23 protein-coding genes are annotated in these 24,762 nt (G+C 70.6%); 13 read left to right on the forward strand and 10 right to left on the reverse strand.

The annotated features are described in order from the left end of the window. Positions 1 to 88 precede the first annotated feature (88 nt). The 6 genes from CG747_RS00780 to CG747_RS00805 all read left to right on the forward strand — a co-directional run bounded on the left by CG747_RS00780 (position 89) and on the right by CG747_RS00805 (position 6,373). On the forward strand, positions 89 to 499 hold the full coding sequence (locus CG747_RS00780) for a DUF742 domain-containing protein (RefSeq protein WP_018542538.1): 411 nt from the start codon (positions 89 to 91) through the stop codon (positions 497 to 499). Continuing rightward, complete coding sequence (locus tag CG747_RS00785; RefSeq protein ID WP_100599619.1) at positions 480 to 1,073, forward strand: ATP/GTP-binding protein; 594 nt, start codon at positions 480 to 482, stop codon at positions 1,071 to 1,073. Before CG747_RS00780 ends, CG747_RS00785 begins: the two co-directional genes overlap by 20 nt. 402 nt (positions 1,074 to 1,475) lie before the next feature. Next, on the forward strand, positions 1,476 to 4,670 hold the full coding sequence (locus CG747_RS00790; protein WP_180985334.1) for a nitrate- and nitrite sensing domain-containing protein: 3,195 nt from the start codon (positions 1,476 to 1,478) through the stop codon (positions 4,668 to 4,670). Between the two features lie 10 nt (positions 4,671 to 4,680). After that, the gene (locus tag CG747_RS00795; RefSeq protein ID WP_018542541.1) at positions 4,681 to 5,094 is read left to right on the forward strand and encodes a roadblock/LC7 domain-containing protein; all 414 of its coding nucleotides are present in this window, start codon (positions 4,681 to 4,683) and stop codon (positions 5,092 to 5,094) included. A gap of 84 nt (positions 5,095 to 5,178) precedes the next feature. Continuing rightward, positions 5,179 to 5,814, forward strand: coding sequence for a DUF742 domain-containing protein (locus CG747_RS00800; RefSeq protein ID WP_100599621.1), 636 nt, complete (start codon positions 5,179 to 5,181; stop codon positions 5,812 to 5,814). Beyond that, entirely contained in the window at positions 5,795 to 6,373 is a 579-nt protein-coding gene (locus CG747_RS00805; RefSeq protein WP_073760799.1) for an ATP/GTP-binding protein, read from the forward strand. The genes CG747_RS00800 and CG747_RS00805 overlap by 20 nt, the downstream gene beginning before the upstream one ends. 95 nt (positions 6,374 to 6,468) lie before the next feature. On the opposite strand, the gene CG747_RS00810 is transcribed toward CG747_RS00805, so the two are convergent. Both CG747_RS00810 and CG747_RS00815 read right to left on the reverse strand, forming a co-directional pair. After that, positions 6,469 to 6,669 (reverse strand): DUF397 domain-containing protein, encoded by a 201-nt coding sequence (locus tag CG747_RS00810; protein WP_100599622.1) that lies wholly within the window; start codon positions 6,667 to 6,669, stop codon positions 6,469 to 6,471. Between the two features lie 11 nt (positions 6,670 to 6,680). Continuing rightward, on the reverse strand, positions 6,681 to 7,532 hold the full coding sequence (locus CG747_RS00815; RefSeq protein WP_100599623.1) for a helix-turn-helix transcriptional regulator: 852 nt from the start codon (positions 7,530 to 7,532) through the stop codon (positions 6,681 to 6,683). A 144-nt stretch (positions 7,533 to 7,676) separates the two neighbouring features. Here CG747_RS00815 and CG747_RS00820 point away from each other — a divergent pair, with 144 nt between their 5' ends. Then, the gene (locus CG747_RS00820) at positions 7,677 to 8,024 is read left to right on the forward strand and encodes a hypothetical protein (RefSeq protein ID WP_100599624.1); all 348 of its coding nucleotides are present in this window, start codon (positions 7,677 to 7,679) and stop codon (positions 8,022 to 8,024) included. Between the two features lie 35 nt (positions 8,025 to 8,059). Here the strand turns inward: CG747_RS00820 and CG747_RS00825 are convergent, their stop codons facing one another. Then, positions 8,060 to 9,925, reverse strand: coding sequence for a dihydroxyacetone kinase family protein (locus tag CG747_RS00825; RefSeq protein WP_100599625.1), 1,866 nt, complete (start codon positions 9,923 to 9,925; stop codon positions 8,060 to 8,062). A gap of 99 nt (positions 9,926 to 10,024) precedes the next feature. Between CG747_RS00825 and CG747_RS00830 the strand changes: the two genes are divergently transcribed. The 5 genes from CG747_RS00830 (at position 10,025) to CG747_RS00850 (ending at position 13,890) form a co-directional block, all read left to right on the forward strand. Next, complete coding sequence (locus tag CG747_RS00830) at positions 10,025 to 10,423, forward strand: hypothetical protein (protein WP_100599626.1); 399 nt, start codon at positions 10,025 to 10,027, stop codon at positions 10,421 to 10,423. 705 nt (positions 10,424 to 11,128) lie between these two features. Further along, complete coding sequence (locus tag CG747_RS00835) at positions 11,129 to 11,722, forward strand: hypothetical protein (protein ID WP_100599627.1); 594 nt, start codon at positions 11,129 to 11,131, stop codon at positions 11,720 to 11,722. Between the two features lie 29 nt (positions 11,723 to 11,751). Beyond that, positions 11,752 to 12,729, forward strand: coding sequence for a hypothetical protein (locus tag CG747_RS47050; RefSeq protein ID WP_146022032.1), 978 nt, complete (start codon positions 11,752 to 11,754; stop codon positions 12,727 to 12,729). After that, positions 12,726 to 13,103: a hypothetical protein gene (locus CG747_RS00845; RefSeq protein WP_257980160.1), complete on the forward strand. Its 378-nt coding sequence runs from the start codon at positions 12,726 to 12,728 to the stop codon at positions 13,101 to 13,103. Before CG747_RS47050 ends, CG747_RS00845 begins: the two co-directional genes overlap by 4 nt. Positions 13,104 to 13,173: 70 nt before the next feature. Further along, positions 13,174 to 13,890: a hypothetical protein gene (locus CG747_RS00850; protein WP_100599629.1), complete on the forward strand. Its 717-nt coding sequence runs from the start codon at positions 13,174 to 13,176 to the stop codon at positions 13,888 to 13,890. Positions 13,891 to 14,043: 153 nt separating this feature from the next. Here the strand turns inward: CG747_RS00850 and CG747_RS00855 are convergent, their stop codons facing one another. The 3 genes from CG747_RS00855 to CG747_RS00865 form a co-directional block, all read right to left on the reverse strand. Then, positions 14,044 to 14,253, reverse strand: coding sequence for an acyl-CoA carboxylase epsilon subunit (locus CG747_RS00855; protein WP_100599630.1), 210 nt, complete (start codon positions 14,251 to 14,253; stop codon positions 14,044 to 14,046). A gap of 53 nt (positions 14,254 to 14,306) precedes the next feature. Then, the gene (locus CG747_RS00860; RefSeq protein ID WP_100599631.1) at positions 14,307 to 15,890 is read right to left on the reverse strand and encodes an acyl-CoA carboxylase subunit beta; all 1,584 of its coding nucleotides are present in this window, start codon (positions 15,888 to 15,890) and stop codon (positions 14,307 to 14,309) included. Between the two features lie 216 nt (positions 15,891 to 16,106). After that, positions 16,107 to 18,572 carry a polysaccharide lyase 8 family protein gene (locus CG747_RS00865; RefSeq protein WP_100599632.1) on the reverse strand — a complete coding sequence of 822 codons (2,466 nt, stop codon included), beginning with the start codon at positions 18,570 to 18,572 and terminating at the stop codon, positions 16,107 to 16,109. Between the two features lie 288 nt (positions 18,573 to 18,860). Between CG747_RS00865 and CG747_RS00870 the strand changes: the two genes are divergently transcribed. Continuing rightward, positions 18,861 to 19,469, forward strand: coding sequence for a YceI family protein (locus CG747_RS00870; RefSeq protein WP_100599633.1), 609 nt, complete (start codon positions 18,861 to 18,863; stop codon positions 19,467 to 19,469). A gap of 82 nt (positions 19,470 to 19,551) precedes the next feature. On the opposite strand, the gene cimA is transcribed toward CG747_RS00870, so the two are convergent. The 4 genes from cimA to CG747_RS00890 form a co-directional block, all read right to left on the reverse strand. Further along, the gene (cimA, locus tag CG747_RS00875; protein WP_100599634.1) at positions 19,552 to 21,162 is read right to left on the reverse strand and encodes a citramalate synthase; all 1,611 of its coding nucleotides are present in this window, start codon (positions 21,160 to 21,162) and stop codon (positions 19,552 to 19,554) included. A gap of 281 nt (positions 21,163 to 21,443) precedes the next feature. After that, positions 21,444 to 22,760: an MFS transporter gene (locus CG747_RS00880; RefSeq protein ID WP_100599635.1), complete on the reverse strand. Its 1,317-nt coding sequence runs from the start codon at positions 22,758 to 22,760 to the stop codon at positions 21,444 to 21,446. Between the two features lie 155 nt (positions 22,761 to 22,915). Then, a complete protein-coding gene (locus CG747_RS00885; RefSeq protein WP_100599636.1) occupies positions 22,916 to 23,533 on the reverse strand; it encodes a TetR/AcrR family transcriptional regulator in 618 nt (205 codons plus the stop codon). 42 nt (positions 23,534 to 23,575) lie between these two features. Beyond that, positions 23,576 to 24,616, reverse strand: a complete 1,041-nt coding sequence (locus CG747_RS00890; RefSeq protein ID WP_100599637.1) for an agmatine/peptidylarginine deiminase — start codon at positions 24,614 to 24,616, stop codon at positions 23,576 to 23,578. Positions 24,617 to 24,762: the final 146 nt, after the last annotated feature.

Raw genomic sequence — 24,762 nt, forward strand, 5'->3', positions numbered from 1 at the left:
ACCGCACCCGGCAACCCCTCATCCATCCGAGCCGTACTCCCCACCGGCCCCACCCGACGACAGTCAGTTGTCCCCGTCCGGAGGATCCATGACCCCGCCACCCGCCACTTCCGGCCCGTACGGCGCCTACAGCCCAGCGCCGTACGGGAGCGAAGGTGACCAACCGCTGGTGCGCCCCTACGCCATGACCGGAGGCCGGACCCGGCCGCGCTACCAGCTCGCCATAGAGGCGCTGGTCAGCACCACGGCCGACCCCTCCCAGCTGCCCGGCCTGCTGCCCGAGCACCAGCGCATCTGCCACCTGTGCCGCGAGGTGAAGTCGGTGGCGGAGGTCTCCGCGCTGCTGCACATCCCGCTCGGCGTGGCGCGGATCCTGGTGGCGGACCTGGCGGAAGCCGGGATGGTGGCCATCCACCAGCCGGGCGGCAGCGGCGAGGCCGGCGGCACGCCGGACGTGACCCTGCTGGAGAGGGTGCTCAGTGGACTTCGCAAGCTCTGACGGCGGCCACGGCCAGAGCCCGGCCCGTTCCACCACGTCCGCGAAGATCGTGGTGGCGGGCGGCTTCGGCGTGGGCAAGACCACGTTCGTCGGCGCGGTCTCGGAGATCAACCCGCTGCGCACGGAGGCCGTGATGACCTCCGCGTCGGCGGGCATCGACGACCTCAGCCACGTCCAGGACAAGACGACCACGACCGTGGCGATGGACTTCGGCCGGATCACCCTGGACGAGGACCTGATCCTGTACCTGTTCGGTACGCCGGGCCAGGACCGCTTCTGGTTCATGTGGGACGACCTGGTCCGCGGCGCCATCGGCGCCGTCGTCCTGGTCGACACCCGCCGGCTGGCCGACTGCTTCCCGGCCGTCGACTACTTCGAGAACAGCGGCCTGCCCTTCGTCATCGCCCTCAACGGCTTCGACGGCCAGCAGGCGCACACCCCGGACGAGGTCCGGGAGGCGCTGCAGATCGGCCCGGCGACCCCGATCATCACCACCGACGCGCGGCACCGCGGGGAGGCCAAGAGCGCGCTCATCACGCTCGTGGAGCACGCGCTGATGGCTCGTTTGCAGTAGCGGCGGCCGGGGCGGCCCGCCCACTGTTCGGTGCGGGCCGTACGGCAGTCGTCACGGGGGGTTCCTGACGCCTGCCCTGGACCGGTTCCGCCTGCCGGGGACGGTGATCTGTGTCCTTCGACACGCCCGCGCGGGCCTTCATAACGTTTCGACAGTGAATCGGCCCGCCTTCGACACCGCACGCGCATGCCCGGCTTCGCTGCGCTCACATTTCTCCCGCCTTTTGCCGCGCCTCGCCCTTAACGCCCCTTTTATCTGGCGCTCTTGATCAGCTGCTCCGGCTCTGCGCAGTGTTTGGAACGCACTGCCCTGACGTGCTGAAATTCGCTGAACTCCGGAGTAGTAACGCCCAGAAGAAACGGCACTGCAAGACCGTGCCGTCGCCGAGAGGTTGTTGGTCGAGTGAGGCGAAGCACGACGAGCCCCGAGCCGCAGGAACCGCGGCGGGGCAACTTCACGCCGCCACCCCGCGATGGTGGCGCTCCGGCTTCCGACGCGCCCGAGAACCCGGCCGCGAAGCCTCCGGCGAGCGGCAGCAAGTACTCCCCGCGCAACTGGCGGGTGGCCACGCGCCTGAACGCCATCCTGCTGATCCCGGTGCTCGTCGCCCTGGTCTTCGGCGGGCTGCGGGTCGACAACTCCTTCGCCACCTGGCAGGAGGCGCAGGACGCGGAGAACACCGCCAAACTCGTTCGCGCCGCGCTTTCCTACAGCAACGCCCTGATCGACGAGCGGGACCGCACCGCCGCCCCGCTGCTGCAGGGCCGGAAGAGCGACCCGGCCGTCCAGGAGGCGCGGGACGCCACCGACACGGCCGCCCAGGCGTTCCACGACGCCGCCAAGAACATGCCGGACAAGCCGGGCCTCAACCGCCGGCTCGCGCTGTTCCAGAAGACCGAGCCCAATCTGGCGAAGCTGCGGCAGGCCGCCTTCACCTCCAAGCTCCACGGTGTGCAGACCGAAGAGGGCTACGTCGCGATCCAGCACCCGCTGATGGAGTTCGCCAACGAACTCGGTCTGGGCACCGGCAACATCACCTCCTACGGGCGCACCGTCTACGCCGTCGCACTGGCGAAGGCCGCCGCGTCGCTGGAGCGCTCGATCGGCACCCACCTCCTGGTCGACCCGGCGTCCCCGCAGGGCGGCAAGGAGCACAAGCTCCAGCTGACCGCGTTCGCGTCGTACCGCTACCTGGAGGGCATCGCCATCGGCGAGTTCACCTCCGGCGGTACGCCCGAGGACGTGGCGCGGCTGAAGTCGGACGGCGCCAAGCTCCAGCAGGCGGCGCAGCAGCAGATCGCCCGGGCGAAATCGCAGGCGGAGGCGGCCGGCCGGCCGTTCCACACCCCGCCGTCGATGGACCAGATGTCCACCCTGATCGCCTCCGGCGCGGCACCGGACGAGCTGGCCCTCAAGGGCGTCACTCCGGACTCGTACTTCCAGGCCGCCACCGGCAAGTTCGACATGTACCGGGGCATCGAGAAGGACCTGGCCGACAAGGCGGTGAACGAGGCCGCGCAGATCTCCTCGGACGCCAAGCAGTCCACCTTCGTCGACTCCGGCATCGTGCTGGCCGCGCTGATCATCGCCTTCGTGGTGGCCGGGCTGATGGCCCGCCGGATGAGCCGCAACATGCGGGAGCTGCGCAACGCGGCCTTCGGCGTCGCCGAGCAGCGGCTGCCGATGCTGGTCGACCAGCTCTCCCGCACCGACCCGGGCCGGGTCGACACCCGCGTGACGCCGATCCCGATCTCCACCACCGACGAGATCGGCGAGGTCGCCCGCGCCTTCGACCAGGTGCACCGCGAGGCGGTCCGGCTGGCCGCCGAGCAGGCGCTGCTGCGGGGCAACGTCAACGCGATCTTCACCAACCTCTCCAGCCGCAACCAGGGCCTGATCGAGCGCCAGTTGGAGCTGATCACCCACCTGGAGAACAACGAGGCCGACCCGGACCAGCTGGAGAACCTCTTCCGGCTCGACCACCTCGCCACGCGCATGCGCCGCAACGGCGAGAACCTCCTGATCCTCGCCGGCGAGGAGCCGGGCCGCCGCTGGAACCAGCCGGTGCCGCTGATCGACGTGCTGCGGGCGGCCACCTCCGAGGTGGAGTCGTACGAGCGAATAGAGCTCAGCGGCGTCCCCGAGAGCGAGATCCACGGCACCACCGTGACCGACCTCGTCCACCTGCTGTCCGAGCTGCTGGAGAACGCCACCACGTTCTCCTCCCCGCAGACCAAGGTGAAGGTGGCCGCGACCCGACTGCCGGACGGCCGGGTCATGATCGAGATCCACGACAAGGGCATCGGGCTGACCCCCGAGGACTTCGCGGACATCAACCACAAGCTGGCCAACCCGCCGAGCGTGGACGCCGCGATCTCCCAGCGGATGGGCCTGTTCGTGGTCGGTCGGCTGGCCGACCGGCACGGGATCCGGGTCCAGCTGCGCCCCTCGGGCGAGCAGGCCGGCACCACGTCGCTGGTCATGCTGCCGGAGGCGATCACCCACGGCGGCGGTGGCGAGGACGAGCAGTTCGACGACACCTTCACCGTCTCCCGGATCGTCCCCGAGCACCAGCAGTCGGCCTACGAGGGCCACCACCGCACCGCCGCCGAGCTGGGCTTCGACGACGGGTTCCACGGGCAGCCCGAGGCCCCGGCCGAGCTGGACCCGGTGGGCCGCTCGCGGCTGCGCGAGGAGCGCCGTGCGGCCCTGGAGGCCCAGGCGACCGCCGGAGCGCCCGAACCGGTGGACAACCGGCCGCTGTTCCGCGACGAGCTGCCGCTCGACGGCAGCCAGGAGCGCCCCGCTCCGCATCAGGAGCACTCCGCGGCCTATGCGGAGCCCGGTCAGCCGCTCTACGACGACCGCTCCTACGGCGGCGAGGCGTTCGGCGAGCCGACCACCGCCGAGACCACCGGCCAGTACCCCTACGCCCCCGAGGACACCGGCCAGTACGCCTACGCCCCGGAAGACACCGGTCAGTACGCCTATGCCCCGGAGGAGACCGGTCAGTACGCCTACGCCCCGGAGGATTCGGGCCAGCTGAACGGCTGGGCCGAATCCCCCGCGCACAAGGGCTACTTCGGAACCGAAGCGGAATCTGACCGGAATGCAACTGCCGCTCCCGCTGATGCGTCTGAGCGCGTAACATTCGAGCGTCCCGGCCCCGCCGCGAGCGTGATCCACTCGCTGACCGAGGCCGGTCTTCCGCGCCGCGGAGCCGGCTCGCCGCACGGCCAGCAGGAACCCGCACCGGAGACCGGTCAGGACAGCGACTCCACCTGGCGCAGCGAGAACGACGAGCGCTGGCAGCGGGCGGGGCGACTGCGCCAGCCGTCGGCGGGCGGGGTCACCGCTTCCGGCCTCCCCCGGCGGGTGCCCAAGGCCAACCTGGTCGAAGGCACCGCGGAGCAGAGCGCGCAGGGCGGCCCCCAGGTCTCCCGCGCCCCGGAGGATGTCCGCGGCAGGCTGAGCAATCTGCGCCGCGGTGTCCAGCAGGGGCGCAACGCCGGCACCGGCACGGATCCCTCCTCGGGGGTCCCCCAGAATGACCAACAGGGCTTCGGCCCCGGCAGCACCTACGATCAGGAGCGTTAGTGTGAGCCCGATGAGCCAGGCGGCGCAGAATCTGAACTGGTTGATCACCAACTTCGTGGAGAACACCCCCGGGGTGTCCCACACGGTCGTGGTCTCCGCGGACGGTCTCCTCCTCGCGATGTCCGAGGGTTTCCCCCGTGACAGAGCCGATCAGCTGGCGGCGGTGGCCTCCGGTCTGACGTCGCTGACTTCCGGCGCGTCCCGCATCTTCGAGGGCGGGAGCGTCAACCAGACCGTGGTGGAGATGGAGCGCGGCTTCCTCTTCATCATGTCCGTCTCCGACGGATCGTCGCTGGCCGTGCTGGCGCACCCGGAGTGCGACATCGGCCTCGTCGGTTACGAGATGGCCCTGCTGGTCGACCGCGCGGGCACCGTCCTGACGCCCGATCTGCGCGCAGAACTGCAGGGGAGCCTTCTCAACTAGCAGACAGGCAGTGCGTTTCCCGCCACCGCACCATAGGGTTCGGTGGCGCGACCGGCGTCAGACAGGCAAGTTGGAGGAGGAGACGTGGCAACGCCCCCGAGCGGCTACCCGTATGGATCCGGACAGCAGTCCGGCCCCCAGGGCGACACCCATAACAACCGCTTCAACTTCCCGTCTGCGCCCAGCCGCAGGCCGCAGCGGCCCCAGCAGCCGCCGCAGCCACCGCAGCGCCCCGCTCAGCAGCAGGGCCCGTACCGCTCCCAGCCTTACGGGCCCCGACCGTCCGAGCCCTCGCCGTACGACCAGCCGCAGCCGCCGCGCATCCAGCCGGTGCAGCCGCCGCGGCCGGCGCCCGAGCCCGCCCCCACCGGCGGAATGAACAACCCGCTCGTGCGGCCGTACGCGATGACCGGAGGCCGGACCCGGCCGCGCTACCAGCTCGCCATCGAGGCACTGGTCAGCACGACCGCGGATCCCGCGAAGCTGCAGGGCCAGCTGCCGGAGCACCAGCGCATCTGCCACCTCTGCCGCGAGATCAAATCAGTGGCCGAGATCTCGGCCCTCCTCTCCATCCCCCTCGGCGTCGCCCGGATCCTCGTCGCCGACCTGGCGGAGGCCGGACTCGTCGCCATCCATCAGCCCGGCGGAGACGAGACCGCCGGCGGACAGCCAGATGTGACACTGCTCGAAAGGGTGCTCAGTGGACTTCGCAAGCTCTAGCGGTGCAGCCCGCTCCACCACCTCGGCGAAGATCGTGGTGGCGGGCGGCTTCGGCGTGGGCAAGACCACGTTCGTCGGGGCCGTCTCAGAGATCAACCCGCTGCGCACCGAAGCCGTGATGACCTCCGCGTCGGCGGGCATCGACGACCTCACGCACGCACCGGACAAGACGACCACGACCGTGGCGATGGACTTCGGCCGGATCACCCTGGACCAGGACCTGATCCTGTACCTGTTCGGTACGCCGGGCCAGGACCGCTTCTGGTTCATGTGGGACGACCTGGTCCGCGGCGCCATCGGCGCCGTCGTCCTGGTCGACACCCGCCGCCTCGCCGACTGCTTCCCGGCCGTCGACTACTTCGAAAACAGCGGCCTGCCCTTCGTCATCGCCCTCAACGGCTTCGACGGGCACCAGCCCTACACGCCCGACGAGGTGCGTGAGGCGCTGCAGATCGGCCCGGACGCGCCGATCATCATCACCGACGCACGGCACCGCAGCGAGGCCAAGAGCGCGCTCATCACGCTCGTGGAGCACGCGCTGATGGCCCGGCTGCGGTAGCGCCTGGCGGCGCGGTTCTCCGACGCCCGGCGGTACGACGAAAGGCCCCCGCACACCTTCCGGTGCGGGGGCCTTCGTCGTACGCGGCGGCCGTCTCAGTCCTCGACGAAATGGTCGAACTCGCCGGCCTTGACGCCCAGGATGAACGCCTTCAAGTTGGCGGGGGTGGTGGTGAGGATGACGTCGGGGGCGTCGCTCTCGCGGATTTTGATCGTGTCGCGGTCGGGGGCGGCTACGTAGAGGCACTGGGCCGCGTTGTTGCTGGATGAAGACTTCTGCCAGTCGTACGGGTACACGGTGCTTCCTCTCAAATGTCCCGCGCGATCCGGCGGATCAGATCGCGCGACTCGCCCGGTTTGAGTGCACGAGATTCCAAGCGGTCCAGCACCTGCCGGTACTTCTCCAACTGGGCCTCAGCGTGCATGAAATCACACCCGTACTCAGTGTCGAGTTCTACCGTGTCGAGCTGCGGTGCGGGCCCAGACGCATAGTTGATGGGTTGGCCTGATGCGGGAAACGATGCTTCGCCGAACGGGATCACCAGCACCGAGACATGGTCATGTTCGCTCATCTCGACCAGGTAGTTGAGTTGTGCCCGCGCCGTCTCCGGTCCTCCGAAGCCCATCCGCAGCGCGGCCTCATGAACGATTGCGGTGAACGGCGTCGGCCGATCACCGAACAAAACTGCCTGCCGCTTGATTCGGAACGACACACGGTGTTCCACCAGGTGCGCCGGCGGGCGCGGAACATCCTCGCGGGCGGTGGCTCGAACGTACTCTGCGGTCTGCAACAGGCCGGGCATGTGGATCATCACTGAAGCGCGCAATGCCGTTGCCGAATGCTCCAGTTCCGCCACATCGATCAGGTCGGCGGGCAGGATTTCGCGGTATTCCTCCCACCAGCCCCGAGGTCGCGCCCCGGTCATGCCGGCCAGGGCATCGATGTAAGCCCGATCGGCGCAGCTGTAGTTGGCCGCCAGTGTGCGCACCCGCTCGGCACTCACCGCATATCGACCCGCCTCGATGTTACTGATCTGAGCCGGGGTGCCGCCAAGGCGCTTCGCCGCTTCCGTCGAGGAGAGGCCAGCCCGCTCCCGAAGTCTGCGTAGTTCAACACCGAGTCGCTGCTGGCGCATGGTGGATGCCTTGCTGGACGACATCTGACCCTCTCTTCCCCCGTCGTCACTCACACGAGGGGTCTGACAATTTCTCGCGTGATCGATGACAAATTTTACATCGACTTCGCTACGGTGTGACGGGGGCCACTCCACTGGCTCCCCCAACTCCCTGAGCAGGAGGACTAGATGCAAACGGTAGCGTCACAGGCCAACGCCCCCGAGCACACCGGCAACCCGCACCCGGTCGGCAGCCTTCACCCCGAACTTGTCGACATGGCGAACGAGTTGGCCCCGCGGCTGTTCGCGGTTGCGCAGCAGTACCCCGTCGGGGGCGGGGAGATGGACGGGCATATCGCCGCCTGGGGGCTGGCGTACGAGGACGGGCGGGCGCAGGTGATCAGTGCCGGCGGCCGGGCGTATTACAGCCTCAGTTCGCCGGAGAGTGCGGTGCGTTGGTTCGGGGGGCCGGCGGATACGCAGGCGTGGCTCATCTGGCCGGGCGCGGGGGGCAGCTCCGGAAAGCGCTCCGCCTGACGCTCGGCGTACATCGAGCGTCAGGCGGTCAGCGGTCAGTTCAGCGTGGTGCCGACCGCGGTGAGGAGCAGCGCGAGCGAGACTGCGCCGGCGTCCGGGTGGCCGTGGCCGAGCATGCCCATGCGGGCGGCGCGGCCGCGGGCCGGGGTGAGGCGGGCGGTGTCCGCGGCGGCCCGGGTGGCGGCCTCCGCGGCGGCCTGCCACGCCTTGGGCAGGCCCTCCGCGGCGCGGGCGCGCAGTTCCCGGCGGAACGGGTCCAGGGCGTCCAGCATGGTCTTCTCCCCCACCCGGGCGCCGCCGAGTTCGCCGACGGCCCGCTGGGCGGCGTCGACCGCGTCCGCGAGCAGTTCGGCGCCGCGGACGCCCTCCGCGGCCCGGGTGAGGACGGTGCCGATCTCGGCGAGCAGGGCGCCGTACAGCGCGCCGGACGCGCCGCCGGAGGCGTCGGCCAGGGCCAGTCCGGCGGCCAGCAGGGCGGTGCCGGCCGACCGCGGATCCCCGGCCGGTCCCGGCTCGGCCGCGTGGGCCGCCGCGGCGGCCGCCCGCAGCCCCCGCACGATGCCGATGCCGTGGTCCCCGTCCCCGGCGACCGCGTCCAGCCGCCCCAACTCGGCCTCGTTGGCCGCGACCAGCTCCAGCGCGGCATGCAGCGCGACCGTGACGGGCAGACCCCCGCCGGGGGGAATGCCGTCCCGTAGGGGCCGCGCGGCGCCGTCCCGTAGGGGCCCGTCGCCGCCCGCCGACGGTCGCGTGGCGGCCCCCGCCGAGGCGCTCGGCGCCCAGGCCGTCCGGGTCTCCCCCGCCGCCGTCCGCTCGCCGCCCCGGTCCGTCCGGTCGTCGGCGCCTTCCGCGTACCTGCCCGGCACCCTGCGGAACGCCGGGGTGTCGCACGGGGCGTCGTAGAGCGCGGCCAGTTCGTCGTCGAGGAGCATCAGCGACAGCGAGACGCCCGCCATGTCGAAGGAGGTCACGAACTCGCCGACCTCGGGCCGGAACGGGCGCAGACCGGCCTCCCGCAGTCGGCGGTCGACCTGCCGGTAGACCACGAACATCTCCTCGTACTTGGTGCGGCCCAGGCCGTTGAGGAGGACCGCGACCCGGCCGCGGCCGCCGGCCGGGGGCGCGGGGAGCTCCGGCAGGAGGTTGCCGACGAGTTCGTCGGCCAGTTCGGCGGCGGTGAGGTGGCGGGTGGTGCGCAGGCCCGGTTCGCCGTGGATGCCCATGCCGAGTTCGGTGGTGCCGGCGTGGACGGTGAACAGCGGCTCGGCCGCGCCGGGGAGCGTGCAGCCGGCGAAGGCGGCGCCGAAGGTGCGGGTCAGGGCGTTGGCGCGGGTCGCGATGCGGGTGACGGTGTCCAGGTCGTCGCCGCGTTCGGCGGCCGCGCCCGCGACCTTGAAGACGAAGAAGTCGCCGGCCACGCCGCGGCGGTCCCGGGACGGGTCGACCGGCCGTCCCTCGACGGGCGGCGGCCCGCTGGCCACGTCGTCGGTGACCAGCACGGTGCGGGTCGCGACGCCCTCGGCGGCGAGGCGGCGGGCGGCCAGCCCGAAGTGCATGGCGTCGCCCGCGTAGTTGCCGTAGCAGAGCAGGACGCCGGCGCCGCCGTCCGCGGCCCGGGCGGTGCGGTAGACCTGCTCGGCGCTGGGGCTGGCGAACACGTCGCCGACCGCGGCGGCGTCGGCCAGGCCGGTGCCGACCAGTCCGGCGAAGGCGGGGTAGTGACCGGAGCCGCCGCCGATGACGAGTGCGACCTTGCCGGGGCGGGGCACGTGCCGGCCGACCACTCCGTAGGCGCCCGGGACCCGGCGGACCGTGCGCGCGTAGGCGGCGGCCAGCCCTTCCAGCCAGTCCTCGCGGAAGGTCTCGGGGCGGTGTCCGAGGCCGGCGGGTTCGGTGGTCATCAGGCACACTCCTTCGTTTCGCCCATGGTGGATTTAACACCCAGATCACAGAAAACACGGACGAGTCGCCCCGGTGGTCGAGAACACCGGAGGCGCGCCATGGCACCACCCACCGCCCTCGACCGGATCGGCACTCCCGAGGCACTGGCTTTCGGCCGTCCCGGCGTGTTGCCGTTCGAGGTCGGCGGCGGGGTGGGGTGCGGCTTCGTCGCGGCGTTCACGGCCGCCCACAGCGCCGGCACCGAGGTCCGCGCCTCCTACGTCATCACCGCCACCGCGCCCGCGGCCGGGATGGGAACCGCGGTCGGCTGCTTCCGCCGACCTTCTTCGGCAAGGAACCGGGCTTCGGCGAGGGCCGTCGGCCGACCCTGCTCACCGTCCGACGCGGGCGGCGCAGCGTTCGTCGGCACCGCATCGTCAGCGTCTTCCCCGACCCGCTGGGCCCCGCCGGGGTCGTCCTCGCCTTCGCCGGGCCGTACGTCGCCGCGGCGGTGCTGACGCTGTATCTGAAGCTGCCGGAAGCGCCGCGGGGCGGCTTGAGGAAGCCTTCTCCCCCGCCGTGGCGGCGCAGAGTTGAGGATTCCGCCGGGCATGGCGGTTGTGCGCTGCGCGCCATGGCAGCGGGTGGCTTGTTTGCAGCCGCCCCACATTGTCGACTTCCGCGCCGTCGGGGCAGGGGGCCTCGCCCGCTATCCGGCGGGTGGGGGCGGAGGGGCTGCCCTGGGCCCCGTCCCCAGTGCGGGCCCTTCTGGTCAGTCAGATGAGGAACACCCCGTCGTTCGGTCCAGATCCTGCGAGCGGGATCCGGGTCATCCACCCGGCCGCCACGAGCGACTCTCTCTCCGTCCCGGTGGCGGTCTCATCGACTACGTGGGCGCATCCCCGAAGAAGACGAGGCGGCCGCGGGCGGGCCAGTCGGAAGGCAGTCGACCGGTCCACGCACGGTGATGCAAGCGGGTTCTCACTGAAGGAGGTGTAGCCGGTCTCAGTTGCGCTGCCCGGGACACGCTCGGCGCCCGCTTCCGTCCGGCCGGACCGGGCGACGAGCCGAACCTCTCTGACCTACGCGACGTCCACCTCGTACGCGAAAACCTCTGCTGAGATTCTCGCCTCTCCCCCACCAGAGCACGGAACCGAATAGCCGTCAGCCAGGGTCTATATCCTCAGCGTTCGGCACATGACACTTCTAGGGGGGAACCGGCGTTGTCTATCGAGCTGCCTGCCGAAGTCGTCTGGATCATGGACCTGATGGGCCTTGAGTGGCCCGATATCGACGAGGACGAGCTACGCGCCTGGGCCGGTCATGTCCGCGAATTCGGACATGACCTCTCAGATTCCCACAACGGCATGGACGCGATCTTGAGCGGACTTGCCGATGCCTACGAGGGGGCATCGTACGAGGCTCTGCGCGGTCGCTGGCGCCAGGTGTCCAGTCAGCATTTGACGGCGCTGACGAACGGCTGCGAAGTGCTGGCCACGGGGCTGGAGGCCGCCGCCATCGGTGTGGTCGTAGCCAAGGGAGTGGTGATCGCTCAGCTGGTCATCACCGCAGTTGAGATGGCCGCGGCAGCAGCCGCCACCGTAGCGACGGCAGGTATCGCGGCAGCAACAGAGGCGGCGGCGGTCGAAATCGGCAAACGCCTCATCAGGGCAGTTCTCCAGGAGATCGAGGACGTCCTCATCGCCGAGTTGGTCAGCACCGCGATCGAGCCCTTCCAGGCCGAGATCGAGAAAGCCGTGTCCGGTCTTGTCTTCAAAGGTGTTGATGCCGCTCTGGTCGCGGGGGGCGCGAAGTGAGCCATGGGTTCCGGGTGCACACCGACCGTTTGGCAAAGGCAGCCAAAGAGGCCCACGGCCATGCGGAGCGGGTGGAGCACCACAGCAGCAAGCTGAATGCGAAGACGCGTGGGCGACTGCTCGGAAAGGGGAAGTATGGACGGATCGTGGAAAAAGCGGTCCGACCAATCATCGACTCCATGATCACAGACATGTCCAAGGCCATGGCCAGAGGGCACCGGTCGATCGGGCACGGTCTTGAGATCACACGGAAGAACGTCGACGACGCCGAGGAAGCGATACGCAGGAACCTGCGGCGCCATCAGGATGACCGGGATGCTGTCCAACTAAAACTCGGACAGCGGGTACTCGGCGAAGATGACCTGCGCGACAAGCACCGCGAACGCGTTGGACAGCGGGTCGGCGGTCTCCGTAAACAGGGCCACGGCCCTCAGAGGCACCTTGACCCCACGGACGACATGTTGAAGGAGAGGCTGGGCAAGCCGAGCCCGGTCCTGGACGGAAACGGCAATCACCTCAAGGACACCGACGGCAAGCCGCGGTACCACCAGCAGGGCGGCTACGTACAGACCACTGACAAGATCGACCCGGCACATGGTCCCAATGCCAGAGAAAGGTTGGGCGAGAACGCGCACATGGATGCGGAGGATATGAGCCGGAAGCACAAGTGTGATTCCTTCTCCACATCGTTCGGCGAAGGGCAGGACGATGCCTTCGTACACGCTGACCTGTACGGTAGAGGACGCTTGAACCACGGCGAAGCGGGCAGACAGGCAGTGACGTTCTCCCCGGAGGAAGCCTGGGGGCCCGGAAGTAATCATCACGAGCGATTCCGCGGCTTCTACATCGATCCAGACAATCCCGTAGAAAAAGCATCCGGCGCCGTCAACTACAAACAAGTAGACTTCATCGGAGCGAAAATAAAGGCAATCTACGATCCCGATGGGAACGGTGGTCACAAGCTTGTGACGATGTTCCCGGAGCCTCTGAAGGTGAGGAACAGGTGAGGTACGACGGCTCGGACATCCCGCACCTTTCCTCCGATGAATCCGTTCGCAATTTCTTTGAGTGCTTTCTCGGCGTCGAGTTTGTCGACGATATCGATAAATTTCGACCCAATATAGTGAGAAGGGACAAGCGGAAGGGGGACGTGGTCCGTGACACCCCGCTCGCTCGGCACGTGCGCGAGGCATTGGAGTACCTCCTGCGGGAGCGTCCAGTCACCGCAGAGCAATGGGGGCAGCTCACCCATGTGTTCTTCTACGAAGAAGACCGTCTGTACGCTTACCTACAGGATCTTTACGACTACTTCTATGCCGACCGGAAAGAGCCGCCGGTGGCACCGGACCCCGAAGCGCCACCGCCGGAGAAGTTCTGGTGATGAAGACCCGGACGGTTACTTCACCAATCCCCCATCCTGTCAGCCGTAATAAGGACGGAGCCCCCTCCCCATGCCGATTCGCGACGAGCTCCCGCCTCGCACGGGCCCATGGGCGACCCGTTTCGACTCCGAGGAGGCAATGATCCAAGCGGAAGACGCTCTGCGCGAGGCTGCGCTGAAGAATCACGACCTCTCACCGATCCTGCCGTTCGAGGAAGTCTACGGCGAGGCGGAGGATTGCATCGGGAAGGCCACTGCGATCACCATCGACCCGCGTCGCCCGTACGACTCCTCCGGCGAGGTGAATTATGTCTACGCGGACTTCTCGACGCGTGGTCTGCTCTACGGGGTGTACCGCCCGGCCGAGGAGATGGAAGCCGAGGACGGTCCGGAGAACGACGCCGACCTATGGAACACGACGCTTTTTCCCTACCCAGGCGGCTATGAGGAAATCGATCCAGTTGCCGTCCCGCTGGCCGATCTCGGCTTGGACGTACCCGGCGTGGACCGCCGTTTCGTCAACTTCTGTGCCGCCGTTCTCGGCGTCGAGGCGGTCGACGACCTCGGCATCCTGCGCAAGACGTTCGACCTTTCCTGGCCCGACTATCAGGGCGTGATCCGTGCAGGTCTCCTCCATCTCGTGACGAACCAGCCGATAACCGTAGGGCAGTGGTACGGGCTGACCTACGTGCGGTTCTCCGACCAGCGGGAGCTGACGGCCTACCTTGCGCAGGTCTACGCATACCTCTTTGACAACTTCGACGCCATGCCGGTCGCGCCGCGGTGAGTCCCATATGCGTAATCGCCACCGGCGACAGGCAGTTACGTTTTGATGGGCTTGCTCCTGATCGGTACGGCACCGTCGGTCCGGCCACGACGCACGACGGCCCCCACACTTCCGTGTGGGGGCCGTCGTGCGGACGTCAGAGCCGGCGCGGCGTCACCGCTGCCAGCTGGTCGCGCCGTGGAAACCCACCTGGCGCTCCAGGCGGCGCCAGCGGGCGGCCGTGGAGCGCGGGCCGGTCGAGGCCGACGGCCGGTGCGCGGCGCGGGCGAGCAGGACCGCGGTCAGGGCGGCCAGCTCCTCCTCGCTGGCCTGGCCCTTCTCGACGCGGATGGGAGCGGCGGTGACGGCAGGGGCAGGGTTCACGGCGGTCTCGATTCTCCGTGGCGGGGTGTGGGGAAGTACGTGCGCGGCGGGGGCTACTGCGGCGGGTTGCCGTGCTTGCGGGCCGGCAGGTCCGCGTGCTTGGTGCGCAGCATCTCCAGGGCGCGGACGAGCGTGTGACGGGTGTCGGTCGGGTCGATGACGTCGTCGACCAGGCCGCGCTCGGCCGCGTAGTACGGGTGCATGAGCTCGGACTTGTACTCCTTGACCATGCGGGTGCGCATGGCTTCGGAGTCGTCCGCCTCGGCGATCTGCTTGCGGAAGATGACGTTGGCGGCGCCCTCGGCGCCCATCACGGCGATCTCGTTGGTGGGCCAGGCGTAGGTGAGGTCGGCGCCGATGGACTGGGAGTCCATGACGATGTAGGCGCCGCCGTACGCCTTGCGCAGGACGATGGAGATCCGCGGGACGGTGGCGTTGCAGTACGCGTAGAGCAGCTTGGCGCCGTGCCGGATGATGCCGCCGTGTTCCTGGTCGACGCCGGGCAGGAAGCCGGGGACGTCCAGAAGCGTGACGATCGGGATGTTGAACGCGTCGCACATCTGGACGAAGCGGGCGGCCTTCTCGGACGCCTCGATGTCCAGGACGCCGGCCAGCGACTGCGGCTGGTTGGCGATGATGCCGACCACCCGGCCGTCGAAGCGGGTCAGCGCGCAGATGATGTTGGTGGCCCAGCGCTCGTGGACCTCCAGGTACTCGCCGTCGTCGACGATCTCCTCGATGACCTTGCGCATGTCGTACGGGCGGTTGCCGTCCGCCGGGACCAGGTCGAGCAGCGTCTCGCAGCTGCGGTCGGCGGGGTCCTCGCAGGCCACCGTCGGCGGGTTCTCCCGGTTGTTGGCCGGGAGGAGCGACAGGAGGTAGCGGACCTCTTCGAGGCAGGTGACCTCGTCGTCGTAGGCGAAGTGCGCCACGCCGGAGGTCTCGGCGTGCACGTCGGCGCCGCCCAGGCCGTTCTGGGTGATCTCCTCGCCGGTGACGGCGCGGACCACGTCGGGGCCGGTGATGAACATCTGCGAGGTCTCACGGACCATGAAGACGAAGTCCGTGAGGGCCGGCGAGTAGGCGGCGCCGCCGGCGCACGGGCCGAGCATGACGCTTATCTGCGGGATGACGCCCGACGCCTTGGTGTTGCGCTGGAAGATGCCGCCGTAGCCGGCGAGCGCGGAGACGCCTTCCTGGATGCGGGCGCCGGCGCCGTCGTTGAGCGACACCAGGGGCGCACCGGCCTGGATGGCCATGTCCATGATCTTGTGGATCTTGGTGGCGTGGGCCTCGCCCAGCGCGCCGCCGAAGATCCGGAAGTCGTGCGCGTAGACGAAGACGGTCCGGCCGTGGACCGTGCCCCAGCCCGTGATCACACCGTCCGTGTACGGCTTCTTGGCCTCCAGGCCGAAGCCGGTGGCGCGGTGCCGGCGCAGTGGCTCGACCTCGTTGAAGGAACCCTCGTCCAGCAGCAGGTCGATCCGCTCGCGGGCCGTCAGCTTGCCCTTGGCACGCTGCGCTTCGGTGGCTCGCTCGCTGGGGCCTCGCCGCACCTGCTCACGGATCGCGTGCAGTTCGGCGACGCGCCCGCGGGCATCGTTGGCGCCGGCGGGCACATCTTCGACAGTGGTCATGTATCGACGGTACGTGGGCGAGGGCCCCCACACCGATGTCGGTTTCGTACAACGTCGGGCGCGATTTCGTGGGCAGGCGGTACAGAACCGTGCTGCCCGCGGCCCGCCTACTGGGCTGTGGCGGGGTGGACGCGGTGTCCAGCGTCTGTGCGGTGCCGACAAACGCCAGCCGGGTGATGTTGTGCCGGTCCCACGGTTGGCGGCGGGGCGCGGCGGTCAGCGCAGCAGCACCGTGCAGGTGTGGGTGGCGCAGGCGGTGCCGGGGGCCAGGCGGAGCCGGAGGGTGTCCTCGGCGGCCAGGACCTCGATGTCCGGGTCGTGGCGGAGGACCGCGCGGACCGGCCGGGACCAGGTCAGCTCCAGGGGGTCGCCGGTGCGGGCGGGGGCCGCGGCGCACACCGTCGCGGTCCGGCGGGTCCGGCCGTGCGGGCCGCGGGCGCGCCGTTCGCGGAGCAGTACGGCGGCCGGTCCGTCGGCGGTCAGCGGGCCCGCGGTGCCGGCCCGCCAGAAGTTGGCGGCGGTTACGCCGAGCGGGTCCACGGCGATCGCCTGCCGGTCGGTGTCGTTGGCGAGGACGGTCAGCCAGTGCCGGTCGGCGGCGCGGGCGGCGAGGGCGCTGCGGGTGGCGCCCGGCATCAGGAGGTAGGCGTAGGCGGCGTCGGTGGGGTCGGTGCCGTGGTCGTGCCAGAGGGTGAGGTAGCGGCGGGTGTACGGGTCGCCGGTGGAGGTGGTGTTGATGTCGGACCAGCGGCCGGTGCGGTCCTCGCGGCGCACGTGGAGGGCGGCGCCGCCGGGGAAGACGTAGCCGCCGTGGCCGGCGAGGTGGGCCCAGTGGGCGCGGCGGTGGACGGTGGTGCGGCCGAGGGCGGGGGGCCGGGGTGTGCCGTCGACGGTGAGGGCGGCGGTGCCGTTCTCCCCCAGGTTGCGGTTGTCGACGACGGTTTCGACGGGGACGCCGTCGCGGGCGGTGATGCCGGCGCCGAGGCAGACCACGCAGTCGGCGAGGGCGAACCAGGACTTGCGGGCGGTGAGGGTGGAGGCGAGTCCGCGCAGGTCCTGGCCGAGGGCGGCGTAGGTGCCGTCGGTGGTGCCGCCGACCCAGCGGGCGGCGGGCTTGGGTTCGCCCCAGCCGCCGCCTTCGTTGTCGGCGAGCCGTCGGGTGGAGACGGTGGTGCCGGGGAGGCGGTAGGGGTCGACGGTGGGCCAGAAGGCGTCGGTGTACTGGTCGCCGGCGCGGCCGGCGGGCCACCAGTAGAGCATGCCGGCGCCGGTGTGCCAGCCGTGCCGGTTCTCGCCGTTGCCGTTCTCGTAGTAGGTGATGCGGTCGGAGGCCATGGCGAGTCCGGCGGTGAAGCCGGGGCGGCGGTGGACGGCGCGGTCCATGGCGGGGAAGAGGCGGTGGCCGACGGGTTCGGGGGCGGCGGGTGCGGGGCCGGCGTCGATGGCGGCGAGGCGGGCGAGGTCGGCGACGGCGTACTGGCGGTCGGTGAGCACGGGAAGGGTGCGGTCGCGGGCGATCCAGCCCTTGACCATGGCGTGCCAGCGGTTCCGTTCGGCGGTGCTCGCGGCCTCGGCGAGCAGGGCGATCGCGGCGATCAGGGCGTGGCCGTGGTGGTGGTCGCTGCGCAGGATCCGGCGTTCGTCGCCGCGGAGGTGGCCGCGGCTGATGGCGCGGCCGTTGACGCTGTCCATCATCAGGCCGTCGTGGAGCAGGGGGGCGTAGGCGTGCTCGACGCTGTCGAGGACGATCTGCCGGTTGGGGTCGGTGATGTCCCAGGCGGAGCCGCGCAGCAGGGCGAAGAGGCGGCCGAGGCCGTCGAGCAGGACGGCTCCGTAGGTGCCGGAGTAGGCGACCCAGGTGTGCTGGACGAAGGAGCCGTCGGCGTAGAGGCCGTCGCCGCGGGTGACGTAGGGGAAGACCGGGGAGAGCGCGTCGCGGGCCAGTGCGATCTTGGCGGGGGCGCGGCCGAGGACGCCGCGGAGGGCGACGACGCGGCAGAGGTCGACGCGGTTGGCGCCGGTGCTGGTGCCGGTGTACGGGCCGAGGGCGCCGTCGGGGACGAAGTGGTCGACGGCGGCCAGGCAGCGGGCGCGGAGGTCGTCGCCGGTGCCGCCGGGGAGGTGCTCGTCGAGGACGGCGAGGGTGTCGAGGAGGAGTTTGGGGCTGCCGATCTGCCATTCCCACCAGTTGCCGTAGGGGGTGGTGGCGGGGTGGTAGACGGTGCGGTCGAGGTGGTCGAGGCCGGTGCGGACGGCGGTGGCGAGGTCGGGGTCGCCGGTGCGGCCGGTGCCGGGTTGGGCGTGGGCGAGGGCCATGGTGGCGAGCCGGCCGTAGCTGCGGGTGATGCCGGAGGGCGGGTCGTAGGGGCTGTCGGGCCAGAGGGAGCCGGCGGCGGGGCGCAGGGTGCGGCGGTAGGTGTCGGCCAGGTCGCCGGTCTCCTTCAGGGCGGTGGCGTAGGGGGCGGCGCCGGGGTCGTAGGCGGTGCCGAGGGTGAGGTCGGACCAGCGGCGGCGGAGGGCGGCGAAGGGGTCGGCGGGGGCGGCGGGGGCGGCGCCAGTGGGTGCGGCCGCGGCGGGTGTCCGGCCGGCTTCGGCGTTCAGCGCGAGGGCCAGTGCGCTCGCGCCGGAGGCGGTGAGGAAGCCCCGGCGCGACCAGGCGGGCGGGGCGGCGGCGGGCGACATGGTCGCTCCTCTCCGTTGCGTCAACTGGGGTGTGGCGCTGCGCACTTGGGAGTTCCCGATGGTCTAGCACGGGGGTGCGCGGGGCGGCAATGACCGTGCCGGCGGGCGGGGTGCGGCACCCGTTCGGCGGAACCCCGGAACCCAAAGGTTGAAAGTTGAACGAGATGGGGGTACGGTAAAACTCGTTGAACGTTAAACGATATTGCTTCGCCGACGCGCTCGACGCCCCGTGGACGCCCCCCGTCCGCACCCCGCTCCCTCCCCCCACTCCGTCCCCGAGGAGAAGTCATGTCGCTGTTCCGCAAGCGCCCCGCCGCCCCCACCGCCCCCGCCGCCGTCCTGGACGTGGACCCCGCACTGGCCGCCCTGACCGGCGACTACACCATCGACCCGGCCCACAGCAGCATCGGTTTCACCGTCCGGCACGCCATGGTCACCAACGTCCGCGGTTCCTTCGCCGAACACGAGGGCGTGCTGAAGCTGGACGGCGGCAACCCGGCCGCGTCCTCCGCGACCATCGACGTCAAGATCGGCAGCATCGACACCGGCATCACCGACCGCGACGGCCACCTCAAGAGCCCCGACTTCTTCGACGCCGAGCAGTTCCCGCTGATGACCTTCCGCTCCAACGCCGTCGAGCAGCTGGACAGCGAGACGTACCGCATCACCGGCGACCTGACGATCAAGGACGTCACCCGCCCCCTCGCCATCGACCTGGAGTTCAACGGCGCGGCCACCGACGTCTACGGCGCCCAGCGCGTCGGCTTCGAGGGCAGCGCCGAGATCCTGCGCTCCGAGTGGGGCCTGACCTGGAACGCGGCGCTGGAGACCGGCGGCGTGATGGTCAGCGACAAGGTCAAGCTGGTCTTCGACATCTCCGCGGTGAAGGCCGCCTGACCCGCGGCAGCACCGACCGACCGACGCGAAGGGCCCCGACAGCACACGCTGCCGGGGCCCTCGCGCACGTGGCGCGCGGCGGCTACTCCTGGGGCTCGACCCCGGCGCGCAGCAGCCCGTAGGCGTAGGCGTCGTCCAGCGCCTGCCAGGACGCCGCGATGACGTTCTCGGCGACGCCGACCGTGGACCACTCGCCGCGGCCGTCGCTGGTGGAGACCAGGACCCGGGTGATCGAGCCGGTGCCCAGGGCGCCCTCCAGGATGCGGACCTTGTAGTCCACCAACTCCATCGTGGCCAGCTGGGGGTAGATCCGCTCCAGGGCCACCCGCAGCGCCCGGTCCAGCGCGTTGACCGGGCCGTTGCCCTCGGCGGTGACCACGATCCGCTCGCCCTTGGCCCAGAGCTTCACGGTCGCCTCGTTGGCGTGGGTGCCGTCGGGCCGGTCCTCGACGATGGCGCGCCAGGACTCGACGGTGAAGTAGCGCAGCGGCCGGCCGCTCACCTCCTGACGGAGCAGCAGCTCGAACGACGCGTCCGCGGCCTCGTAGGTGTAGCCGGCCAGCTCCCGCTCCTTGACCCGCTCGACGACCCGGCCGACCAGCTCCCGGTCGCCGCCGAGGTCGATGCCGAGCTCCTTGCCCTTGAGCTCGATCGAGGCGCGGCCGGCCATGTCGGAGACCAGCATCCGCATGGTGTTGCCGACCAGGGCGGGGTCGATGTGCTGGTAGAGGTCCGGGTCCACCTTGATCGCGGAGGCGTGCAGCCCGGCCTTGTGGGCGAACGCGGAGACCCCGACGTAGGGCTGGTGGGTGGACGGGGTGAGGTTGACGACCTCGGCGATGGCGTGCGAGACCCGGGTGGTCTCGGCGAGCTTGCCGGGCGGCAGGGCCTGGCGCCCGTACTTCAGCTCCAGGGCGGCGACGACCGGGAAGAGGTTGGAGTTGCCGACCCGTTCGCCGTAGCCGTTGGCCGTGCACTGGACGTGCGTGGCGCCGGCGTCGACCGCGGCCAGGGTGTTGGCGACCGCGCAGCCGGTGTCGTCCTGGGCGTGGATGCCGAGTCGGGCGCCGGTGTCCGCGAGGACGGTCCGGACCACCGCGGTCACCTGCGCCGGGAGCATCCCGCCGTTGGTGTCGCAGAGCACCACGACGTCGGCGCCGGCCTCGCCGGCGGTGCGCACGACCTCCTTGGCGTAGACCGGGTCCAGCACGTAGCCGTCGAAGAAGTGCTCGCAGTCGAGGAAGACCCGGCGGCCCTGGGAGCGCAGGTACGCGACGGTGTCGCGGACCATCGCGAGGTTCTCCTCGGGCGTGGTGCGCAGCGCCAGTTCGACATGGCGGACGTGGGACTTGGCGACCAGTGTGATGACCGGGGCCTGCGAGGCCAGCAGTGCGGCGACCTGCGGGTCGTCCTCGACCCGGACGCCGGCCTTGCGGGTGGCGCCGAAGGCGACCAGCTGGGCGTGCCGGAAGTCGATCTCCTCGCGGGCGCGTTGGAAGAACTCGGTGTCCCGTGGGTTGGCGCCCGGCCAGCCGCCCTCGATGAAGCCGACGCCGTAGTCGTCCAGATGCCGGGCGATGGTCAGCTTGTCGGCGACGGTCAGGTTGATGCCCTCGCGCTGTGCGCCGTCGCGCAGCGTGGTGTCGAATACGTGGAAGTCGTCGGAGACGGCGGCTTCTGGTACGTCCGTCATGCTGGTCTGGCTCCTGTCGGGTCTCGGTCTACCGGAATGCCCGGTTCCACCGTCCCTCCATGATCCCTCGCGCTGCGCCTCCGGAGGCGGGTGGCCCCGGAAACGAAAAAACCCCTCGCGGGTGCGAGAGGTCTGCGCGCGGGTCTGGGACGACGATGGCCGCACCGTACTCGGGTCGTACGGGCGGTCACTGCGGACCGGCGCGCCTGCTGCCAATAATCATGGCGAACGAGAGCACGGGGGCAGTCTGGCACACGACCACCCCCGCCACCCCGTCCGTCTCAGGATGCGAGCACGCGCTCGGCGGTGCCGTCGCCGGCCCCCTTGCCGACCCGGTGCAGATCGATGGTGCGGGTCTCCCGCATCGTCAGGTAGACGACCAGCGAGACCGCCGCGCAGCCGGAGACGTACCAGTAGAAGCCGGACTCGATGCCGCCGTTCTTGAACCACAGGGCGACGTACTCGGCGGTGCCGCCGAAGAGGGCGTTGGCGATGGCGTACGGCAGGGCGACGCCCAGCGCGCGGATGCCGGTCGGGAACAGCTCGGCCTTCACACAGGCGTTGATCGAGGTGTAGCCGGTGACCACGACCAGGGCCAGCAGCGACAGGCCCAGGGCCGGCCAGAAGGAGCCGGCGTGCTTGAGCAGCGTCATGATCGGCACGGTCAGGAAGGTCGAGCCGACGGCGAAGGTGATCAGCAGCGGACGGCGGCCGATCCGGTCCGACAGCCTGCCGGCCAGCGGCTGCAGGCACATGAAGAGGAACAGCGCGCAGAAGCTCACCAGGGAGGCGGTCGGCTTGGACAGTCCGGCGCTGCCCGAGAGGTACTTGGTGAGGTAGGTGGTGTACGTGTAGTACGCCACCGTGCCGCCCATGGTGAGCGCCATGACCAGGAACGCCTCGCGCTTGTGGGCCCACAGCGCCTTCATGGTGCCGCGGTCGGGGTCGGTCCGGGCCCCGTCGTCCTCGGCGTAGACCTCGGTCTCCAGCATGCTGCGGCGCAGGTAGAAGACGATGCCCGCGCCGAGCGCGCCGACGATGAACGGGATCCGCCAGGCCCAGCTGTGCAGCGCCTGCTCGGACATGCTGCGCTGGAGGACGATCTGGAGGCCCAGGCCCACCAGCTGGCCGGCAGTCATCGACACGTACTGGAAGCTGGAGGCGAAGCCGCGGCGGTCCGGCGCGGACGCCTCGGTGAGGTAGGTGGCGCTGGCCGCGTACTCGCCGCCGACCGACAGCCCCTGGAGCATCCGGGCCACCAGCAGCACCGCGATACCGCCGTAGCCGGCGACCGCGTAGGTGGGGGCGACGGCGATCAGGACGGCCGAGGCGGACATCAGGGTGACGGTCAGGGTGAGCGCGGCCTTGCGGCCCCGGCGGTCACCGACCCGGCCGAGCAGCCAGCCGCCGACCGGGCGCATGAAGAAGCCGACGGCGAAGATCCCCATGGTGTTCATGAGGTTGGCGGTGTCGTTCCCCTTGGGGAAGAACGCGTCGGCGAAGTACACCGCGAAACTGGCGTAGACGAACCAGTCGAACCACTCGACCATGTTGCCGGCCGAGCCGACCCAGATCTTCTTCCATTGCTCTCGTCCCATAGCCGATCACGGTCGCGGACCGACGGGCGGTCGGCAAGGGCCCGGGCGGCAACGATCACGCGTACTTGCGTGCGTTGTGGTCACGGGCGCGGGGTGCGGGCGGCGGCGGGGCGGAGCGGAAGCGATCGGTCCGGAGACGGTCGGCCCGTCGGCGGTCAGTCCGCCGGCGGGGTGAGCGCTTCGTCGAGGAACTGCCGGACCTCGCGGCCCACCTGTTCCCGGTCGGTGCCGGGGAGGCCGACGACGAGGTGGGTGCCGAAGCCGTCGAGGAGGGCCCGGGTGCGGGTGGCGAAGCGCTCCGCGTCGACGGCCCGGAACTCGCCCTTGGAGGCGCCCTCGACGAGGAGGGCGACCAGGTCGCGGTGCCAGGCCAGCTCCAGGTCGAGCTGGCGCTCCCGGGTCTCCTCGTCGGCGTTCTGGGAGCGCACCCAGACCTCCAGCCACAGGGTCCAGCGCGGATCGCGGTGGCCTTCGGGGAGGTAGAGGTCGACCAGGGCGTCCAGGCGCTCCCGGACGGGGCCCCGGCCGGCGAGGGCGGCCCGGCGCTCGGCGCCGAGCTGCTCCTCGCTCCACTGGAGGGTCTGGAGCAGCAGCTCGTCCTTGGTACCGAAGTAGTAGAGGATGTGGCCGCTGCTCATGCCGACCTCGCGGCCCAGTCCCGCCATGGTCAGCCGGTCCAGCCCCTCGGCGGCGATGGTGGCCATCGCCGCGGCCAGCACCTGCTCGCGCGGCTGGCTGAGCCGCCGCCGGGGACGGCGTACGGGACCGGGCACGGGGACCTCCGGGGTCGGGACGGGCTGTCGGTCAGAGATGCCTCAGACCTTCGGCTGCTGCTGGGTGATGCAGTGGACACCGCCACCCGCTGCGAAGATCGTACGGGCGTCCACCAGGGTGACGGTCCGCCCGGGGAACAGCCGGCGGAAGATCGCGGCCGCCTCCTCGTCCCGCGGGTCGTCGAAGGCGCACAGCACGATGCCGTCGTTGCACTGAAGATGGTTGATGTAGGAGTAGTCGACCAGCTCGCCGTCCTCCTCGATGACGGTCGGCGCCGGGATCTGAACGACCTCCAGCCGGCGGCCCCGGGCGTCGGTGGCATCGCCCAGCACCTTGACGATCTCGTTGCAGATCGCGTGGTCGGGGTGGTCGGGGTTCGGCTGGGTGTGGACCATCACCACGCCGGGGCGGGCGAAGGCGGCGACGATGTCCACGTGGCCGCGGGTGCCGAACTGGCCGTAGTCGGCGTACAGGCCGCGGGGCAGCCAGATCGCCTTGGTGGTGCCGAGGTGGGCGTGGATCTCGGCCTCGACCTCCTCCTTGGTGCGGCCGGGGTTGCGGCCCGGGTCGAGCTGCACGGTCTCGGTGAGCAGCACGGTGCCCTCGCCGTCGACGTGGATGCCGCCGCCCTCGTTGACCAGCGGGGTGGCGTAGCGGCGGGCCCCGGCGAGCCCGGCGACCTGCTCGGCGATCTTCGCGTCGCGGTCCCAGGCGGCCCATTCCTGGGCGCCCCAGCCGTTGAACACCCAGTCCACGGCGGCCAGTTCGCCCTGGTCGTCGGTGAGGAAGGTGGGGCCGATGTCGCGCATCCAGGCGTCGTCGAGGGGGCGCTCGACCAGGTCGATGCCGTCGCCGAGCAGGGCGCGGGCGCCCTCCAGCTGGCCGGGGCCGGCCACCACGGTGACCGGCTCGTACTGCCGGACCGCGCGGGCGACCGCGGCCCAGGCGGTGCGGGCCTCGGCGAGCGTCTCGCCGCCCTCGGTGCCGAAGGTGAAGTTGGGGCCGGGCCAGGCCATCCAGGTGCGCTCGTGCGGGGCCCACTCGGGGGGCATGCGGAAGCCGTCGGCGGCGGGCGTGTTCATACGGGTCCTCGGTCCTCGGAGGTGCGCGCGGGGTCGCGGAGCGGAAGAGAGCGGGGCGGGACGGGGCGGGGCCGCCTGCCGGGTGTCCCTGTAACGGTGTTACGGAGCGGATGGCCCGGCGGCCCCGGGCGTCGTCGGAGGTGTCC

Origin of the sequence: Streptomyces sp. CB02959 (assembly GCF_002803155.1) — a bacterium.
Classification (GTDB): domain Bacteria; phylum Actinomycetota; class Actinomycetes; order Streptomycetales; family Streptomycetaceae; genus Streptomyces.